This is a genomic window from Streptococcus sp. k-90, assembly GCF_013277565.1.
Taxonomy (GTDB): domain Bacteria; phylum Bacillota; class Bacilli; order Lactobacillales; family Streptococcaceae; genus Streptococcus.
Map to the genome: position 1 here is coordinate 1 of NZ_VMNE01000026.1, position 17,300 is coordinate 17,300.

Here is a 17,300-nt window from a genome sequence, read left to right on the forward strand (position 1 = left end):
CCACTATAACCGATCAATACAGCCCAACCTTCAGCAGTTGACTGAACATGTTTAGCTGTCTGAACGTTAAAAGAGATCTGGAGCACTACCACTAATACTGTCAAAATCGAATACCAAAGCCATTTTTTTCTTGGAATGTGAAAGAGATAACCATGACCTGTCTTAACCAGAATCCAAATCATGACTCCGCTAAATAGTAAACTCAAGATATTTTGAATCCAGACGAAATTGCCAATCTGGGAAGAAAATTGCCAATAATTTTGGACGATATACGTCAGCTGAGCAAGACCAAATACGAAAAATAAGTAAGAGAAAACTGCACTTATTTTGAATAGAAGTTGATACTTTTTCATAAAAATCCTTTCCACTATGACCTCCCCTTGTTAGGCTCTACTGCTGTAAGATTAAGAAGACAGTTTGTTCTTTTTAAGGCTAACCTGACTACTAGATAATAGATACATTAAGGCATTAAAGACAATGAAAATATGTCCATAGAATAAAATCAACCTCGCATCCAAACCAAGATAAAGTTTGACCATCAAAAAGATGAGCAAAAGAATTTGAAACCATACCGTTTTTCCAAAAATAAATTTAAAGCGATTTCGAATATCTACTTCCTTGATTTTTACCGCCACCCCTTTATTAGCAAGAAGGAAAACGCCTGCTTCAAACAAGCCACTGTAGAGAACAATCCACCCAATCGATACATTAGAGATTTGTAAAAATGTCCCTAAAAGAATATTCAACATACTACTCAAGAAAATAACAAGAAATAATCTGTATTTCATATTAAATACCTCCATTCATTTATTTCACTAACAATTTAATAGAGCCTTCTACTCAAATATCCTGTCAGAAAAGGATAGAAAGCTACTTTTTATAATACTTCAAGCCCCAAATGAGTAAAAGCATGATAATCAAGCAGAGAATGGCACCAATATAGGCTATTAATTGTTGATAGGATTCTCCTGCTGTGATACCTCTATACAAACAAATAATAGACATAAAACCTGCCAAGCCGATATACATGAGTTGATTGGTTCTAGGACTAACCAAATCATCATCTTCAAACTCTCTTATCCTCATCTCCCTAGTGAGGTAAACAGTGACCAAAATGGAAGCTAAGTTAATAACCACTAAAAGAAATTGGAAAATTAAAGAAAAATTTAAAAACTGACGAGATAGAAATAGATAAGTAGAGATAAGTAAGGGCAACTGCCCTAGGAACAATCTCGCAAGGAAGATGGTCTGTTTTTTAGCAAGAAAAGTTTTCATTTCTTTGCTCCTTTCTTTTTCATTAAAGCAAAATAAATCATAACTGCAATCACATAGGCTATGGTATAAAATAAATGATACCAAATACTCTCCCTAAGCGGATAAAGAAAGATGGACATGATTAGATACAAGATGAAAATGACAAGTATTTTTTTCTTCATAAAATTTCCTCCTAAATGTATTCTTTATCTGAGTTGAGCTAGAACCTTTACACTGCTAGTATAGCACTCATTTTGACCTTGGATCACTGAAATCATAAATGGTCATCAAAACATCTTGAATTGTTAAAAATTTAAAAAGCAAGCATGAAAAACACACTTGCCCTATGGAAACTTAACAATGTGAAAATACAAAATAGAAAACTATTCACCCTCACTTTCGTCTGTTCTGATAGATTCTCATGATTGCAACAAGGATACAGGCTGTCCCACTTGCCAAAGCGACAAGGGTAATGATAATGTTGAGGATTTCAGGCGTACTCCCTATTCTGTTGATAAGACGGAGTAGGGATATAACTGTCAACTGAATCAGGAGTATTGATTCTACTCTTACCATTGAAGTAAGTCTGTTTTCAACTGCATATAAAAAGGCTGGTAGCAAAACACAGGCTATAGCAATCACAAACAGGTTGCTCCCTGTTTCTTCTCCCTTGTTCACCACGGAAATCATGAGAAGATTTGATGCTATAATCAACGTAGAACAGATGATAAAAAAGGATTTCTTATTCATTTATGATACCTCAGATACTCTGGTAAAAGTCAGGCTCAATAAAGACAAACTTTGTCTGTTAACTTCTACCAATTTTTTCACAAATTTTCTAATGACCAACCGGCAGCAAGTGAACCGTTAAAACCTGACGAAAGACTTGATCTTGACAGGTGGTATTTAGACTGGTATTAGGATGGCTTTCCACAATCTTCATGACGGTATAGAGACCAACTCCTCTCTCCTCCCCTTTAGAACTGGCTCCAAAGGAGAAAATCTCAGAAATATCTATCCCCTCTTCTTTGATGGCATTTTCGATGATAAAGGTCTCCTGTGCCCCATTTTTTAAAAAGGCGATTGAAACGTGAAGTTGACTGGCCTCTACACTAGCTTCAATAGCATTGTCACAAAGGATAGACACAATGGTTAGAAAATCAAGTAGACTCATCCCCTCGACCTGAATCTCTTCAGGAACTTCGACATTAAAGACTATGTTCTTATCTCTAGCTTTTAGAAATTTTCCAGCTAGGAGACTTTTGAGGGCACGATCCCGAACATTCACTAGTCGTCCAAGGTCATATTTATTATCCTGCAATTTTTCACTAGAATCCTTTAAGACCGAGTCGTAGACCTCTTTTATCTGCTCCATATCCTCCTCTTCAATACCCAGACGTAAACTGGTCAAGAGATTGGTATAATCATGCCGAAAACTCCGTACTTCCTTGTAAAGTTCCTCTATATGCCGACTATAGCGTTCCATATCTCTGTAGCGCAAGACCTGCTCTTGGTCCAGTCTCTCATGAAGTTTGTCCTTCAAATAGGTATCCAATTTCTTGATCATCCCCATAAAAAAGAGCAGGTAAAAGACTAGGATGAGATGGCGAACAGTCGTTGATTGAATACCTTGTTCATATTCAAAGAAAGACAGACTTTGCATCACTAGATAGTAAGCCCCCATTATCCAGTTAATCTTAGTCAGGGACTTTTGAAAAGCTTTATCTAGAATCTCCTTTCTCAAGTTAGTGAAATCATAGTCCAACCATTTCAAAAAGATTAAAACTATGAAGCAAACGAATATCTTCATCAGTAAAAAGATAGGATTGCTATCTTTATCTACAATTACTTGTCCCAAAAATGGAAGCACAAAATAGGAGACTCCTCTATAAAAGAGATTCACCAATATCATTGGAAAGAGACCATAAAAGAAAAGGAGTTTTTTAGGAAGCCCTCTTAACAATAAGAAAGACAAGCCTATGCCGTACAAGGGTTCCATAAAATAAAATAGGAAACTATCTCCTACTATATAGCCAATCATTAAAAAAACAAAGGCCAACAGTATCTTAAAAAGAAAGGCTTTAAAAATCCTCTCAAAAGTGAGACCAATTCCATCCACCTTAAAGAAAATGACAATTTCTAGTCCATGAGTAACAAGTGTATACAATAATATCCAAGTAATATTCATAAACTCTCCTAGCTCAATGCAAGTTATTGATAGCCTCAGACACTTCCCTGACCTTATAACGCGCTATCAGACAGCTTCCACCATTGGGGAAGTAAAGAAGTTTTTCTTTCTTATCCAAACGAACCACATTGGCAGGATTAATGAGAAAAGAGCGATGGCACTGCAAGAGACGAGGCTCCTGCTTGAAAACCTCCTCTAAACTCGCTGTAAATTCCAGCCTGTCCGTCTTGGTATAGAGAATAACACGATGGGCTCTGGGCGACGTTTCGAGATAATAAACCTCTTTAAAAGGATACTGGAATTGGGCAAATTTTGATTTAAAGTAAAAGCAATCTTCCGCTAGACTCTTACTGTCTTGACCATTGGCATAGAGGAGGGCTGTCTCGATCCGAGATTCAAATTCCTCTGCCGAAAGGGCCTTATCAATATAGTCCAAAGCAGACACTTGGTAGCGAAAGGACAGGGGCATAAACTCCGAGTGAGTCGTCACAAAGACGATGAGAGCATAGGGGTCTCGATCCCGAATCTTTCTAGCTACTTCTAGCCCTTTCATCTCCTCGTTTCGAATCTCAATATCCAAAAAGAATAGCTGATGGGCCCCCTTCTCATGCACCTCTGACAGCAGCTGGTCTGGTTTGCCAAAAACTTCAAAAGAACTGGGAGTGATATGATGTTCCTTCAAGAGTTTCTCAATCGTTGTTTCAATTCTAGCTTGTTGGGAAAAATCATCTTCTAAAACAAATATTCTCATCTTCTTACTCTCCTTCTTTCAACCATTTTTGACGAATTTCTCTATAGCGACGTCTGGCATACTTGACAGCGTATTGACCTTCTTCTCCAAGAAAAAGGATTCTTTCTTGAAAATCAATCGATTTTACTTTATCAAGATTGACCAAACAATTTCGATGACACCTCATCAAGTTTTCCCCATATTGGTTCTCAAGATTACTTAAATTTTGAACCATATTAAAACTAGCCTCTTCTGTAACAATCTGTACGGTATGGGCTTTAGTTGGATGTGCTTGGATATAGTAGATATCGTCGACGTTTACTTTATAGACTGTTTTCTGTGTCTGAATAATCATATGTTTCATTGGATTCTCCTCCTAAGAAAAGAATAACAGAAAAAATTTAACACAAGCACACCCAATCCTAAACAGGCCTTCAACGCTCCTGAAAGGTAGCTTGTTCCTCAAATAAGCATGATAATCTTACCACTATTTTATCATAAAATTCACTCAGCGCAATTCAAGACATTTCAATGACAATTAAAGATTTGAATAAAAAAAAAGAGTTAAAAGTGATAAACTATGATTATAGAAAGACTATGTTTGCAATAACTTTAAAAATCATCAAAAAAGGAGGGCTGCATATGATTTATTCACATCCACCATGATTAACACCCTATAAATATACTCTATTGCAATTGACGTAAATATAACAAGGAGAAAATTATGGCCAAGTCAAATAAAACAAAACAATTAACATCAATCGAACTTTCTCATATAAATGGCGGTAGTATTCCATATGGATGGTATTCTCCGTTTCATATAATTAGCGATAATGTACTATGTAGAAATGGATATTCATATAATAAAGCTAATCTTGATAATGGTAAATGTATCATTGATTGGGGCAACATAGTTGGCAATGTTGCTAATAATATAGGTGCCTCACTAGGAGATTTACACAATCCCTTACCTTAAAATATAAATTATATAGGAGGTCACGTAAATGACAAACCCAATCAAAACAGCTCAGACTTTGATTACGGACTTAAACAAAGCCTACCAAGCATGCAAACAGGCAACAGCTGACGACGTCCGCTTTCAGGAGCAATTAAACTCTATTCTTGGTTTTCTAGCCAAGGCTGAGACTGTGGATAATCGAGTCTTGATTGAACTGGAAAAATTTTACCAGACTTCCAGTCTTCTCATGGGACTCAGCGCCCTCAATCCAGATGCTCCTACTCGCGCCGCTTGGCGGGCCTATGACCGCTTCCACTTTGACCAAGTCAAGACCAAGTTGAGTCTCTACGGACCAACCATTATCTTGTAGAAAATAAAAGAAGTTGAGACAAACTGAACTCAACTTCTTTTTTAGTGTCGTATAGGCAATGCTAGTCCTGCATCTGACGTTTTACCTGATAAGGTAAGTACAAGACTAGTAAAACCAAACCAGCTCCCAGCAAGGCTAGAAGGGCTAATTTTTCTTGGAAAGTCACAAGGCCGACGACTAATTCCACAAGTAAAACAAAACTGGTCAATCCTCGGACTACCGCCTGCAAACCTTTTTCCTTTTGCCCCTTGTCCAGCGGAAAGAGTTGGGTCAAATACTGGTAGTCAAAGGCATGATAGAGGGCCAATAACTGGAAGAGCAAGAGGTAGTTAAAGAGAACCACCACTGCTGTCGCAATCCAAGCCTGCTCGATAAAGACCTGCGCCAGTATGGAAAGCAAGAGAAGACGGAGACTGAGGGCAAAGAGATCTCCATTTCGCAGATAAGAACGCAGATAGAGATTTTGCCAAATCTTCCCAGGCACCTTCTGAACAGCCTTTAGGATAAAGTCCAGATAGGCACGACGCTTGACGCTGTTTGAAATTCCCTTGACCTGGGTAAAGAGAGCAAAGAAACGAAGCAAGACTTGCTTACGCTTACTTTCTTGGGAAATGACAAAGTCCCAATCAAGACCAGTTTCAGTGAAAAATTTGCTGGCCTTTTGACGAAAGAGCAGATATTTCCCTACCCCAAATAAAGGCACATAGATCAGAAAAACTGGCAAGCCATAACCCATGGCCAAAAATAAAGGCGCAAATAAAAGCAAGAAAAGGGTCTGGACAAAGAGCCAAAAGAATAGGGAAATGCCAGTTTGACGCTTGAGATGGAGCTTGATTTCCTCTTCTCCAACTAAGAGAAAGAGCTTGTCTGGAGCCTCCATATAGGTGGCAATTCCACCCCAAAGCAAAAGTAAAACAGAGGTAATTCCTATAAACAAAAGGATCGGCCAATGATTTTCAGGAAAATGTTGCAAGAGTTGACTGTACTGGTAGGCTAGAAAGCCCAGCAGAACAAGCAGGAATAAGACAAAGTGGTCATTGAGAACATAGCGCAGATAACCAAGACACTCCTTACGAAAAGCCTGCTTTCTCTTTAAAAACAAGTCTTTCATAGGTCCTCCTCTTTGGTCAGCGCCAAGTAAATGTCATTCAAACTAGCCTCAGGCATATCAAAGGCTTCGCGCAGTTGCAGGAGATTCCCCTTGGCACGCACCTCTCCCTTATGGAGAATGACAAAGGCATCACACATCTTCTCCGCCGAATCCAGCACGTGAGTACTCATGAGAATAGACTTACCCTTTTGCTTTTCCACTTCCAAAAGCTGAATCAAGTCTGCAATAGCCAACGGATCAAGACCAAGGAAAGGCTCATCCACGATAAAGAGACTCGGATCCACCACAAAAGCACAGATAATCATGACTTTCTGCTTCATCCCTTTTGAAAAATGAACTGGAAACCAGTCTAATTTCTGGTCCAGACGGAACATTTTTAACAAAGCTTCTACTCGATCAAAAGCCACTTTTTGCTCAATACCATAAGCCATGGCAACTGTTTCGATATGCTCTCTGAGGGTCAATTCCTCATACAGGCTAGGTGTCTCGGGAATGTAACCAATCTGCTTGCGGTAGCTAGTCGCATCTTCTTGCAGGGTCAAGCCATTGATATTGATGGAACCACTATAAGGTGTCAACAGACCGATAATCTCATTGATTGTCGTTGATTTCCCAGCACCATTGAGACCAATCAAACCAACCAACTGTCCACTTTCAACAGTAAAAGACACATCTTTCAAGACAGGGACATGGACATAGCCACCTGTCAGATTTTTAATTTCTAACATATTTTCTCCAAATCTGGTATAATGTAGCTATATTATATCAAAATTCAATACAGTAGAGGTAGATTTTATGTCAGATTGCATTTTTTGTAAAATCATCGCAGGGGAAATCCCTGCTTCAAAAGTATATGAAGATGAGCAGGTTCTTGCCTTTCTTGATATCTCTCAAGTGACACCAGGACATACCTTGGTCGTGCCAAAAGAACACTATCGTAATCTTTTGGAAATGGACGCTACTAGCGCCAGCCAACTCTTTGCCCAAGTGCCAAAAGTGGCTCAAAAAGTCATGAAAGCTACCAAGGCTGCTGGCATGAATATCATTGCCAACTGCGAAGAAATCGCTGGTCAAACCGTCTTTCATACCCACGTTCACCTTGTACCTCGTTACGGTGCGGACGATGACCTCAAGATTGATTTTATCGCCCACGAACCAGACTTTGACAAACTTGCTCAAGTCGCTGAAACCATCAAAAACGCCTAAGGAGTTGCCATGAAATTATCCAACCTACTGCTATTTGCAGGAGCTGCAGCCGGAAGTTATCTGGTCACAAAAAATCGTCAAACCATCACAGATGAAGTCTTGAATACAACTGACCGCGTTCAAGCTATCAAGGACGATGTGGATATTATCCAAAATAGCCTGCAAATCATCGACCAGCAAAAAGAACTCATCAAGGAATACCAAGAAGACCTGACTTACAAGTTTAAGGTCTTGGAAAAGGATATCCAGACTAGACTAGCTGTGATCAAAGAAACACAGGAAATTGAAGATAAGTAAAAAGAGCCCGACGGCTCTTTTTGCTTTATTCTCCTTCAAATGCATCTTTAATATGGTCAAAGAAGCCCTTTTTCTTTGGATTGACTTTTAAATCACCAGCAGCTGCGAATTCTTTCAAAGCTGCTTTTTGGCGGTCGTTCAAGCCTGTCGGTGTTACGACATTAACAGTAACGTATTGGTCACCAACTGCACCACCACGAAGGCTAGGAGCTCCCTTGCCACGTAGGCGGAATTTCTTTCCAGTCTGAGTTCCCTCTGGGATAACCAATTCAACATCACCATGAACAGTTGGGATATCAACTGTGTCACCAAGAGCTGCTTGAACAAAATTGAGGTTGAGATTGTAGAAGATAGTCGTTCCTTCACGTTCAAACTTGTCGCTGGCTTCCACAGAAACCACCACGTACAAGTCACCGTATGGTCCACCGTTAAATCCTGCTTCACCCTGACCAGCTAAGCGAATTTGTTGACCAGTTTCCACACCAGCAGGGATTTTTACATGTACACTATGGGCTTGTTTTTCATGACCTGTTCCGTGACATGTTGTACATGGATCTTTAATTTCTTTTCCACGACCATGACAGACATCACAGGTTACTTGACGACGCATCATACCAAGAGGAGTTTGTGTATCAACGTTAATGACACCAGCACCATGACAGCGTCCACAAGTGACTGGACTTGTTCCTGGCTTAGCACCAGAGCCATTACATGTACGACAGCTTGCTTCACGGTTGTATTTAACTTCTTTTTCAGCTCCAAAAATAGCTTCTTCAAAAGTCAAATTCACACGGTATTGGAGGTCATCCCCCTGACGAGGAGCGTTTGGATTACGCGAAGCACCTCCTCCGCCGAAGAAACTTGAGAAGATGTCCTCAAAACCACCGAAGCCACCTGCTCCGTTGAAACCGCCGAAACCACCAGCACCACCAAAGCCACCGTTAGCTCCTGCAGCACCATATTGATCATAGGCAGCACGTTTTTGGTCGTCACTCAAAGTCTCATAGGCTTCTTGAACTTCCTTGTACTTTTCCTCAGCACCAGGCTCCTTATTGATATCTGGGTGATATTTTTTGGAAAGCTTACGATAAGCCTTTTTGATCTCGTCTGCCGAAGCGTTTTTTGACACCCCCAGACGATCATAAAATTCAGTATTGTTCATAATTCAAGATACAAAGGGCGTCAGCCGGACACAGCCAAAAAAGGAGTTTTGACGACGGACGCTTGCGTCCTAGAAAAACTATCTTTTTGGCACAGTCCGTAGCCCGTGTTCAGTTACTCGAACACCCTTATTCCTTTCTGTTAATATTGCGGAATAAAACCTCAATCTAGGTCGGGTTCAATTCCTTTCTTTTATATTGAGTAAGAAAGCTCAGAGTGTGAGTTCAATTCCCTGAACACCCTTATTCCTTTCTATAATTTTCATGTAAATCTTTAGAGGCTGTTTTCTATACTCTGCTTTACTTGATTAAACTCTTCATCTGATAGAGTAAATATCAAATCCTCTTCAGCATACTCGTTCTGTTCTTTAAAATAGTTGTCCGTATTCTCTGCCAACCCTAAACCGAAAATCACTTTTCTTGCAAACTCTTGATGTGCAAAACCAATAGCCGTAATGATTTGTTTATCTTGGACAAGAACTTTCGGTTGGAAATTCTCACGTGGAAGAAATTCAAAATAATCAAAGAAGTTTTGCCAAATTCCACCTGTAAATTTCGTGTCGTTCAACAAGCCTGCTTTCGCCAATAAAAGAGGCGCTGAAGAAATGGCTGCAATTAGGATATCCTGCTCATTAAGACTTCTCAAAAACGAGATCAATTTCTCATCTTGTAGAGTAGAACCTATATTTACCATTCCTGGCAAAATCACACAAGAATAATCTTCTATGCGGATCTGATCCAATGTTTTCGTCGGTTGACAGGGCAAACCATCCTCAGAGACCACCATCGAATTCTCAGAAGCTACATAATCAATCGTGATATCAAAAGACAGAGCTAAAGTACTCGTTAAAGTGGTTATCTCATAAAGAGAAAAATTAGGATAAATGATACAAAGTACTTTTTTCATACGCAACATCCTCTATTTTATCGAAAAACAGAGGCTGGGTTGCAACCTCTGGATTTCTTCCTATCATTACGACGTTCGAGTTTTAAAAATCAAACTAGTAATGCTAAATCGAGCACTCCCTAACCTCTTGGTGAAAAAGACAAATCTTCCTAGAAACTAAAGTTTCTGCGTCAGATTTCCTATTTTCACTGTGAGGTTTTAACGGGCTTTGCATCTTATTTCTCAGTAAACTCTCCGTCTACGACGTCATCGCCTGCGTTTCCTGTGGCTTGTGCGCCTTCTGCTCCTGCTTGAGCTTGTTGCGCTGCTGCGGCTTGTTCGTAGAGTTTAACAGCAAGTCCTTGAGCTTTTTCGTTCAATGCTTCAAGTTTTGCTTTCATATCGTCCAAGTTGTTATCTTCTTGAGCTTTCTTAAGGTCATCAAGGGCAGCTTGGGCAGCGTCACGTTCTGCATCGAAGCCTTTGCCTTCAGTTTCTTTAATTGTCTTTTCAGTCGCAAAGATTGCTTGGTCTACTTCGTTACGAAGGTCTACTTCTTCTTTACGTTTTTTATCTGCTTCAGCGTTTGCTTCTGCATCTTTCATCATGCGGTCGATTTCTTCGTCTGTCAAACCTGAGTTAGATTGGATGACAATAGTTTGTTCTTTTTGAGTTCCAAGGTCTTTGGCCTTAACAGACACGATACCGTTCTTGTCGATATCAAATGTTACTTCGATTTGAGGAATTCCACGAGGTGCAGCTGGGATATCTGTCAATTGGAAGCGTCCAAGAGTCTTGTTATCTGCTGCCATTGGGCGTTCACCTTGAAGAACGTGGATATCAACGGCTGGTTGGTTGTCTGCTGCAGTTGAGAAGACTTGTGATTTAGATGTTGGAATAGTAGTGTTGCGGTCGATGAGTTTTGTAAATACCCCACCCATTGTTTCGATACCAAGTGACAATGGTGTTACGTCAAGAAGGACAACGTCTTTGACATCACCAGTAATCACACCACCTTGGATCGCAGCACCCATAGCAACTACTTCGTCAGGATTTACTGATTTGTTTGGTTCTTTACCAGTTTCAGCTTTAACAGCTTCTACAACGGCTGGGATACGAGTTGAACCACCAACAAGGATAACTTCGTCGATTTCTGACAAGCTCAAACCTGCATCTGAAAGGGCTTGACGAACTGGAACTTTTGTACGTTCTACAAGGTCACGAGTCAAATCGTCAAATTTCGCACGAGTCAAAGTCATTTCCAAGTGAAGAGGTCCAGCTTCACCAGCAGTGATAAATGGCAGGCTGATTTGTGTTGAAGTTACACCAGAAAGGTCTTTCTTCGCTTTTTCAGCTGCATCTTTCAAACGTTGCATTGCCATCTTGTCAGTAGACAAGTCAATACCGTTTTCTTTCTTGAATTCTGCTACCAAGTGGTCGATGATTTTTTGGTCAAAGTCGTCACCACCAAGTTTGTTGTCCCCTGCAGTTGACAATACGTCGAAGACACCGTCACCCAATTCAAGAATAGATACGTCGAATGTACCACCACCAAGGTCGAATACCAAGATTTTTTCTTCTTTGTCAGTCTTGTCCAAACCGTAAGCAAGAGCTGCTGCAGTTGGTTCGTTGACGATACGTTCTACTTCAAGACCAGCGATTTTACCAGCGTCTTTTGTTGCTTGACGTTGAGCGTCGTTGAAGTAAGCTGGAACTGTGATAACTGCTTTAGTTACTTTTTCACCAAGGTAGTCCTCAGCATAACCTTTCAAGTATTGAAGAATCATAGCTGAGATTTCTTGTGGAGTGTATTCTTTTCCGTTAGCAGAAACTTTTTCAGAAGTCCCCATCTTAGATTTGATAGAGATGACTGTATCTGGATTTGTAACTGCTTGACGTTTTGCAGCATCACCAACGATGATTTCTCCGTTCTTGAATGATACTACAGATGGAGTTGTGCGGTTTCCTTCTGGGTTTGCGATGATTTTGCTTTCAGTTCCTTCAAGAACTGCAACTGCTGAGTTTGTTGTACCTAAGTCAATACCGATAATTTTAGACATGTGTTTTTCTCCTTGTTATTTTAATTCTAATTTTGATTTTTTTGATATTCCCCTTAAGTGGTGGGGACGTGAGCAACTCCCTACGGGATTTCATCACTTATTTTTGAGCCTATTGTCTCAAAAATCCCCTGTTTCAGTAGCAAAAGCTACTGAAACTTTCACCACGGCGGGCAATATCTTCCTTGCAAGCCTCCGGCTTGCTTTTTATCTTTCTTTCATAGTTTAGTGTCGTTTCGGACAAGTTTTCAATGTATTTATGTTACGACACGAGGAGTCGAAATCGATATTATTTCGACGACGAGTTAGTAAGGAGGCTAGGCAAACGCCATAGCGATTGCCGTTTTCTGACGAGTTGCTTTAGCTACCGTCAGAATTGCCTAATCGAACACGCCCTAAGCTCTGGGTAAAAAAGATAGATTTCCTTGTGTTCATCGAACACTTCGTCAATCTCCTATTTTTACTGTGAGCTTTTTACGGGCTTTGTATCCTAGTTATAAACCACCACCATGGCTGGGCGCAGGATGCGGTCATGGAGTTTGTAGCCTTTTTGGAAGACTTGTGCAATGGTGTCTGCTGGGTGTTCATCGTCTGCTGGGAGAGTTTGGATGGCCATATGATAGTTATGGTCAAATTCGCCGTCAGCTGCGATTTCTTCGATTCCTTCTTCTTTCAAAGCGTGAATCAAGCTTTCTTGCACCATCTCCAATCCTTTTTTAACATCGTCTGTCAAACCTTCAACTGCGAGTGCACGCTCAAGGTTGTCAAGAGATGGTAAGATTGCTTTTGCCAAATCCTGACTACGGTAACGTTGCAAGTTTTGACGCTCTTCATTGGCACGGCGTTGGATGTTTTGCATTTCTGCATGAGCGCGAAGGTATTTGTTTTCGAACTCATCCGCACGTTCATTTGCCAAGTCCAACTCAGACTTTTCAGGAGTTGTTTCTTCTACCGTTTCCACAACTTCCTCTTCTTGAACTTCTTCATTTTTTATATCTTGGGCCATTTTCGCCTCCTTTAATGATTTCAATCTTAATGTACTTCGTAATGATTACTGCTGAGGTAGCGGTAAAAATCTGTCAACTTCATGGTCAAAACACGATTGACCACATTGACTTGGTTGATTAGCTGTTGGTAATCCAGATTGACTGGACCGATAATGGCTAGAATTCCAACTCCTCGATAAGGAATGAGGAACTTGCTACTAATCACCGCTAGGTCAGCTAGACAGGACTCTTGACTGTCTGCAACACGAACGTTTTGCATCTGATCTTCATGCAGCCCCTCACGAATTTCCAGGGCCACCTTTTGCGGTTGGTCAAAGAACTGATAAGCTGCCAGATTGGCAAAATTCAAGAGATTGACCTTGCCCGCCACCACAATGTTTTCGTTAAACATTTCTTTAAAGATGTGTTCAAAGAGATCCATGACATTGTCCGTTGTTGTAAAGTAACGCTGGATAATCTGCGGAATCTCTGTCCGAATCTTGTAGTGGATATCTAGAACGGTGTGACCGAGGAAACGTTCCTGAATGATATTCTTCAGTTTCAGCAAATCCTCCTGCAAAAAGTTCCTTGGAATCAGAAACTGACTGGTAACCGTTCGCGACTCGTCTAAGGTGAATACTGCCAAGGCTGTATGTTGCCCCAAAACAACGATATCAAAGGCTGTCAAACGTTGCCTGCTCGGTTCAACATCTAGTGCTACTACCGTACAGCCACTCAGGTCTGTCAGTAGGTTAGCGGCCTCTTGCAGAATATCCTCCAGTTTGAAGAATTCCTGATCAAAGGCTTTAACAATCTCATAAACCTCATTTTCAGCCAGTCGGTCAAAATCCAGTGAGTGTTTCACATAGTACTGAAAACCAGCAACACTTGGCATCCGACCACTTGAAGTATGAGCCTTTTCAAGCAAACCTTGCTTTTCTAGAGCCGCCATGTCATTACGAATGGTTGCGCTGCTAGAGTTAATAGACTCTTGCAAGGCTTTGGATCCGACAGGTTCGTGCGTTTTGGTAAAAATGTCAATAATCAGATTTAAAATATCCTGTTGACGCTCTGTAACCATCTCATCACTCCTCTCTGTCTGATCGATTAGCACTCGATACCCTCAAGTGCTAACTTATGATTCTATTATACACCCTTAGAAGAGAATGTCAAGATAAAAACTCAAAAAATTAGCACTCTTTTGTAAAGAGTGCTAAAAATCAGTCTGAAGACCTAGAAACTTACTGTTTATCTACTAGGTATTTTCTTTTTAGTCTGAAATAACCATAGATTAGATAGGAAATCAGAAAAGCATACAAAACAAAAATAATGAAGAAAGACATAGAAAGATCTTCTCTAAACGGACTCATACAAACAACAAGACCACCTAAGAAAGTAGCTGTACATGAACGAAGTCTATATCGCATAACTTCCCATCTGAGCCCCTTACTCATATAGACTTGATCCTCTGAAAGTAGATCAGAAGCTGGTTTACGAAAAATTGAACAAAAACCTGTTTCTATCAATTCCCAACCTCTATTTCTAAAATCTTGCAGTTCATGCTTATACTTTTTAAGAAATCTAGAATCATAGATACAGTAGATAACATCGTCTGGTTGACATTGGTCAAAATAGAACAAACCAAAACGACTCGCTCTATACCTCCAACCTTCCAAGTGCATCTCATGTAAATATTCTTCTTTCTTATCCAAATCAAGAATAGTGAAAATCCGAAATTGTACTCTGCTATTCATTGTCTAACCTCCAAATTAGAATACATATACGGCTTTATTTATCGGATAATTCTTTCCACTTTTGAAACAATTTCCAAAAAATATAAGAAATCTGAATCACAAAAACTATCAATAAAACCCAATCTATTATGAAAATCAAAAACACTTCCCAACTGAAATAACTACCTCTACCGAGGAACTTTGAAAAAATCGGTAGTAGAGCTGCAAAGAGAAGTAAAATAGGAAGCATCCGCATTGTTAAAATGCGTTTGACCATAGCTAACTTCCCGGTCGCATCATTATAGATTTCAAACTCCGCATCCGACTCAATTTCAGAATGTGCTTTTCTAAAGTAGGAAAAACCATTAAAGTTTGTAATATGCTCCCAGCCACAGTCTTTAAATAGTTGTAAATAGGATGCTCTCTCTGATTTTTTCATGGGATAAAAGTCCAACTGATAAGACACCTGCTCAGGCTGACACTTTTCAAAAGTATACTTAACCGCAACTACTAAGTTACAGTGGGTCACTTCCTTAAGTCTCCAACCCTCAGCATGCATTTTTCTAAGATATAAAGCCTCTCTATCATAATCCGCAATGGTAGCAATTCTATAAACAATCTTCTTTTCCATCATCCTTCCTCCCGACTGTTTCTATAGAGCCGTTCAATACGTTTCAATTCAATCTCTAAGACTTTGCGTCCCAAGTCTGTAATCTGATAGATTTTCCGTTTTTCTTCTTCTCGGACAAAGGAAATCAAACCATCCTTTTCCATTTTTGACAAGGTTCCATACATAGTTCCAGGACTAATCAAGACTTGCGAATCTGTCATATCCTTGACCTTTTGCGTAATACTATAACCATGACGCTCCTTTTGCAAACAGAACAAGATATAAAAACCCGTTTCCGTCATGGGAAGATAAACTCGACGAATCTTATCCGTTAATTCCATTTATAACCATCTCCTATTTAGTTCGATATAAAAAGAAAGAAAAAATGGATAAGCTAGAGCTCTTATGTGAAGAATTCGGGCATAAACTTTTACCATTTCCTCCCTACTCACCTGAGTACAATCCTATTGAGAAAACATGGGCCTATATCAAAAAGCACCTCAAAAAGGTATTACCAAGTTGCAATACTTTTTTTGAGGCTCTTTTGTCTTATTCTTGTTTCAATTTACTGTAGATCAATTTCTAACAACGCCTTAGAATTCGCATTGCACTATTCTAGCTTCATGACAAAGAATCAAAAAGCAACGCTAAACACGTTGCTTTCTGATGTAAACACAGTTACTTGTATATCAACTCATTTTACTGATTTTATACAAATCACTTGTTATTGACTGTACAATCTATAAATCGTCACTCTTCTTCCTTCCGTTTTCGTGAAATGAGAAGTCCACCAGTCATAGCTGCTAAGAGAGCTACAACAAGTGATGTATTTGATTTCTCTGTTCCTGTATTTGGAAGTTGTCGATCTTTATTTATTGTAGTTTCAGATGTTGGCGTTCCCTCTGACATTCCATTAGCACTACCGTCGTAATCTGGATGAGCTGGTATTTCTTCTGGAATACTATTTACACTACCTTCATAGTCTGGTTGAGCTGGGGTAACTTCTGGAATGCCGTTAACACTGCCTGTGTAGGCTGGAATTTCTACAGTTGGCGGCGTAATCAAGTTACCTTCACCATCCGTACCACTTGTGCCCACTGGGTCGGTATACGCTGGAACTTCTGCTGTTGGTGGTGTAATCAAGTTACCTTCACCATCCGTACTACTTGTGCCCACTGGATCGGTATACGCTGGAACTTCTACAGTTGGTGGTGTAATAACATTGCCTTCGCCATCTGTACTACTTGTACCTACTGGATCGGTATACGCTGGAACTTCTACAGTTGGTGGAGTAATGACATTGCCTTCGCCATCCGTACTACTTGTGCCCACTGGATCGGTGTAGGCTGGAACTTCGACACTTGGTGGCGTAATCAAGTTGCCTTCGCCATCCGTACTACTTGTACCCACTGGATCGGTATAGGCTGGGACTTCTACAGTTGGTGGTGTAATAACATTGCCTTCGCCATCTGTACTACTTGTGCCCACTGGATCGGTGTACGCTGGTTGACTTGGAGTTACTTCTGGAATACCGTTTACACCAAAATCTTGGTTGACCAAGTCACTTCCTGGAATTTGGTGACTGATGCCGGTTGTTGGATCTTTCAACGTTGCGGTGCCGTCTTCGCCTACAGTGACTTCCTTACCTGGGTTCTTCGCTTTGACTTTGTCTTCCACTTGTTTTTTCTCTTCTGGAGTTAAGTGCGCTTTGTCTTTAACTGGAACTTTCTCGTCTGGTTTCACTGGGGTGAAAT

At 40.2% G+C, this 17,300-nt stretch carries 21 protein-coding genes and 2 pseudogenes; 5 read left to right on the forward strand and 18 right to left on the reverse strand.

Annotation, left to right across the window (positions count from 1 at the left end; all coding sequences use genetic code 11):
• From HT734_RS08145 to HT734_RS08170, 7 genes and pseudogenes are all read right to left on the reverse strand, one after another.
• Positions 1-353 (reverse strand): annotated as a pseudogene (locus tag HT734_RS08145) (CPBP family intramembrane glutamate endopeptidase); the annotation flags it as partial.
• Positions 354-404: 51 nt separating this feature from the next.
• Positions 405-788, reverse strand: a complete 384-nt coding sequence (locus HT734_RS08150) for an immunity protein (protein WP_173277263.1) — start codon at positions 786-788, stop codon at positions 405-407.
• 82 nt (positions 789-870) lie between these two features.
• Complete coding sequence (locus HT734_RS08155) at positions 871-1,275, reverse strand: immunity protein (RefSeq protein WP_173277261.1); 405 nt, start codon at positions 1,273-1,275, stop codon at positions 871-873.
• A 372-nt stretch (positions 1,276-1,647) separates the two neighbouring features.
• Positions 1,648-2,004: a hypothetical protein gene (locus tag HT734_RS09655; RefSeq protein ID WP_345889908.1), complete on the reverse strand. Its 357-nt coding sequence runs from the start codon at positions 2,002-2,004 to the stop codon at positions 1,648-1,650.
• 88 nt (positions 2,005-2,092) lie between these two features.
• On the reverse strand, positions 2,093-3,442 hold the full coding sequence (locus HT734_RS08160; protein ID WP_173277259.1) for a sensor histidine kinase: 1,350 nt from the start codon (positions 3,440-3,442) through the stop codon (positions 2,093-2,095).
• 13 nt (positions 3,443-3,455) lie between these two features.
• Positions 3,456-4,193 carry a LytTR family DNA-binding domain-containing protein gene (locus HT734_RS08165; protein ID WP_173277257.1) on the reverse strand — a complete coding sequence of 246 codons (738 nt, stop codon included), beginning with the start codon at positions 4,191-4,193 and terminating at the stop codon, positions 3,456-3,458.
• A 4-nt stretch (positions 4,194-4,197) separates the two neighbouring features.
• A complete protein-coding gene (locus tag HT734_RS08170; protein WP_033679706.1) occupies positions 4,198-4,536 on the reverse strand; it encodes a LytTR family DNA-binding domain-containing protein in 339 nt (112 codons plus the stop codon).
• A 360-nt stretch (positions 4,537-4,896) separates the two neighbouring features.
• Between HT734_RS08170 and HT734_RS08175 the strand changes: the two genes are divergently transcribed.
• Together HT734_RS08175 and HT734_RS08180 are read left to right on the forward strand one after the other, a co-directional pair.
• Positions 4,897-5,148 (forward strand): hypothetical protein, encoded by a 252-nt coding sequence (locus HT734_RS08175; RefSeq protein WP_001130044.1) that lies wholly within the window; start codon positions 4,897-4,899, stop codon positions 5,146-5,148.
• Between the two features lie 28 nt (positions 5,149-5,176).
• On the forward strand, positions 5,177-5,500 hold the full coding sequence (locus HT734_RS08180; protein ID WP_153226620.1) for a helicase BlpT: 324 nt from the start codon (positions 5,177-5,179) through the stop codon (positions 5,498-5,500).
• 61 nt (positions 5,501-5,561) lie between these two features.
• On the opposite strand, the gene HT734_RS08185 is transcribed toward HT734_RS08180, so the two are convergent.
• Both HT734_RS08185 and HT734_RS08190 read right to left on the reverse strand, forming a co-directional pair.
• Positions 5,562-6,611 (reverse strand): ABC transporter permease, encoded by a 1,050-nt coding sequence (locus tag HT734_RS08185; RefSeq protein WP_153226621.1) that lies wholly within the window; start codon positions 6,609-6,611, stop codon positions 5,562-5,564.
• Positions 6,608-7,339: an ABC transporter ATP-binding protein gene (locus HT734_RS08190; RefSeq protein ID WP_140833394.1), complete on the reverse strand. Its 732-nt coding sequence runs from the start codon at positions 7,337-7,339 to the stop codon at positions 6,608-6,610. Before HT734_RS08190 ends, HT734_RS08185 begins: the two co-directional genes overlap by 4 nt.
• 67 nt (positions 7,340-7,406) lie before the next feature.
• On the opposite strand from HT734_RS08190, the gene HT734_RS08195 reads away from it, so the two are divergent.
• The gene (locus tag HT734_RS08195) at positions 7,407-7,817 is read left to right on the forward strand and encodes an HIT family protein (RefSeq protein ID WP_140833392.1); all 411 of its coding nucleotides are present in this window, start codon (positions 7,407-7,409) and stop codon (positions 7,815-7,817) included.
• Positions 7,818-7,826: 9 nt separating this feature from the next.
• Positions 7,827-8,114 (forward strand): hypothetical protein, encoded by a 288-nt coding sequence (locus tag HT734_RS08200; protein WP_000777754.1) that lies wholly within the window; start codon positions 7,827-7,829, stop codon positions 8,112-8,114.
• 25 nt (positions 8,115-8,139) lie between these two features.
• Here HT734_RS08200 and dnaJ read toward each other — a convergent pair whose 3' ends face one another.
• From dnaJ to HT734_RS08240, 8 genes are all read right to left on the reverse strand, one after another.
• Positions 8,140-9,276 carry a molecular chaperone DnaJ gene (gene dnaJ / locus HT734_RS08205; protein ID WP_001066319.1) on the reverse strand — a complete coding sequence of 379 codons (1,137 nt, stop codon included), beginning with the start codon at positions 9,274-9,276 and terminating at the stop codon, positions 8,140-8,142.
• Positions 9,277-9,548: 272 nt separating this feature from the next.
• The gene (locus tag HT734_RS08210; protein WP_061759563.1) at positions 9,549-10,181 is read right to left on the reverse strand and encodes a DJ-1/PfpI family protein; all 633 of its coding nucleotides are present in this window, start codon (positions 10,179-10,181) and stop codon (positions 9,549-9,551) included.
• Positions 10,182-10,396: 215 nt separating this feature from the next.
• Positions 10,397-12,220, reverse strand: coding sequence for a molecular chaperone DnaK (dnaK, locus tag HT734_RS08215; RefSeq protein WP_000034661.1), 1,824 nt, complete (start codon positions 12,218-12,220; stop codon positions 10,397-10,399).
• 487 nt (positions 12,221-12,707) lie between these two features.
• Positions 12,708-13,223, reverse strand: a complete 516-nt coding sequence (gene grpE, locus HT734_RS08220) for a nucleotide exchange factor GrpE (RefSeq protein WP_173277256.1) — start codon at positions 13,221-13,223, stop codon at positions 12,708-12,710.
• A gap of 26 nt (positions 13,224-13,249) precedes the next feature.
• On the reverse strand, positions 13,250-14,284 hold the full coding sequence (hrcA, locus tag HT734_RS08225; RefSeq protein WP_101776838.1) for a heat-inducible transcriptional repressor HrcA: 1,035 nt from the start codon (positions 14,282-14,284) through the stop codon (positions 13,250-13,252).
• Positions 14,285-14,444: 160 nt separating this feature from the next.
• Positions 14,445-14,957 (reverse strand): DUF2812 domain-containing protein, encoded by a 513-nt coding sequence (locus tag HT734_RS08230; RefSeq protein ID WP_173277254.1) that lies wholly within the window; start codon positions 14,955-14,957, stop codon positions 14,445-14,447.
• Positions 14,958-14,991: 34 nt separating this feature from the next.
• Positions 14,992-15,567 carry a DUF2812 domain-containing protein gene (locus HT734_RS08235; RefSeq protein WP_173277252.1) on the reverse strand — a complete coding sequence of 192 codons (576 nt, stop codon included), beginning with the start codon at positions 15,565-15,567 and terminating at the stop codon, positions 14,992-14,994.
• The gene (locus HT734_RS08240; protein WP_173277250.1) at positions 15,567-15,887 is read right to left on the reverse strand and encodes a PadR family transcriptional regulator; all 321 of its coding nucleotides are present in this window, start codon (positions 15,885-15,887) and stop codon (positions 15,567-15,569) included. Before HT734_RS08240 ends, HT734_RS08235 begins: the two co-directional genes overlap by 1 nt.
• A gap of 41 nt (positions 15,888-15,928) precedes the next feature.
• Here HT734_RS08240 and HT734_RS08245 point away from each other — a divergent pair.
• Positions 15,929-16,120: pseudogene (locus HT734_RS08245) on the forward strand (transposase); the annotation flags it as partial.
• A 176-nt stretch (positions 16,121-16,296) separates the two neighbouring features.
• On the opposite strand, the gene HT734_RS08250 reads toward HT734_RS08245, so the two are convergent.
• A partial coding sequence (locus tag HT734_RS08250; protein ID WP_173308500.1) for an LPXTG cell wall anchor domain-containing protein occupies positions 16,297-17,300 on the reverse strand: 1,004 nt, incomplete at its 5' end.

Bases quoted from the DNA above. Each gene is read 5' to 3' on its own strand.
- HT734_RS08150 (WP_173277263.1), bottom strand. From the start codon at position 788: ATGAAATACAGATTATTTCTTGTTATTTTCTTGAGTAGTATGTTGAAT.
- HT734_RS08155 (WP_173277261.1), bottom strand. From the start codon at position 1,275: ATGAAAACTTTTCTTGCTAAAAAACAGACCATCTTCCTTGCGAGATTG.
- HT734_RS09655 (WP_345889908.1), bottom strand. From the start codon at position 2,004: ATGAATAAGAAATCCTTTTTTATCATCTGTTCTACGTTGATTATAGCA.
- HT734_RS08160 (WP_173277259.1), bottom strand. From the start codon at position 3,442: ATGAATATTACTTGGATATTATTGTATACACTTGTTACTCATGGACTA.
- HT734_RS08165 (WP_173277257.1), bottom strand. From the start codon at position 4,193: ATGAGAATATTTGTTTTAGAAGATGATTTTTCCCAACAAGCTAGAATT.
- HT734_RS08170 (WP_033679706.1), bottom strand. From the start codon at position 4,536: ATGAAACATATGATTATTCAGACACAGAAAACAGTCTATAAAGTAAAC.
- HT734_RS08175 (WP_001130044.1), top strand. From the start codon at position 4,897: ATGGCCAAGTCAAATAAAACAAAACAATTAACATCAATCGAACTTTCT.
- HT734_RS08180 (WP_153226620.1), top strand. From the start codon at position 5,177: ATGACAAACCCAATCAAAACAGCTCAGACTTTGATTACGGACTTAAAC.
- HT734_RS08185 (WP_153226621.1), bottom strand. From the start codon at position 6,611: ATGAAAGACTTGTTTTTAAAGAGAAAGCAGGCTTTTCGTAAGGAGTGT.
- HT734_RS08190 (WP_140833394.1), bottom strand. From the start codon at position 7,339: ATGTTAGAAATTAAAAATCTGACAGGTGGCTATGTCCATGTCCCTGTC.
- HT734_RS08195 (WP_140833392.1), top strand. From the start codon at position 7,407: ATGTCAGATTGCATTTTTTGTAAAATCATCGCAGGGGAAATCCCTGCT.
- HT734_RS08200 (WP_000777754.1), top strand. From the start codon at position 7,827: ATGAAATTATCCAACCTACTGCTATTTGCAGGAGCTGCAGCCGGAAGT.
- dnaJ (WP_001066319.1), bottom strand. From the start codon at position 9,276: ATGAACAATACTGAATTTTATGATCGTCTGGGGGTGTCAAAAAACGCT.
- HT734_RS08210 (WP_061759563.1), bottom strand. From the start codon at position 10,181: ATGAAAAAAGTACTTTGTATCATTTATCCTAATTTTTCTCTTTATGAG.
- dnaK (WP_000034661.1), bottom strand. From the start codon at position 12,220: ATGTCTAAAATTATCGGTATTGACTTAGGTACAACAAACTCAGCAGTT.
- grpE (WP_173277256.1), bottom strand. From the start codon at position 13,223: ATGGCCCAAGATATAAAAAATGAAGAAGTTCAAGAAGAGGAAGTTGTG.
- hrcA (WP_101776838.1), bottom strand. From the start codon at position 14,284: ATGGTTACAGAGCGTCAACAGGATATTTTAAATCTGATTATTGACATT.
- HT734_RS08230 (WP_173277254.1), bottom strand. From the start codon at position 14,957: ATGAATAGCAGAGTACAATTTCGGATTTTCACTATTCTTGATTTGGAT.
- HT734_RS08235 (WP_173277252.1), bottom strand. From the start codon at position 15,567: ATGGAAAAGAAGATTGTTTATAGAATTGCTACCATTGCGGATTATGAT.
- HT734_RS08240 (WP_173277250.1), bottom strand. From the start codon at position 15,887: ATGGAATTAACGGATAAGATTCGTCGAGTTTATCTTCCCATGACGGAA.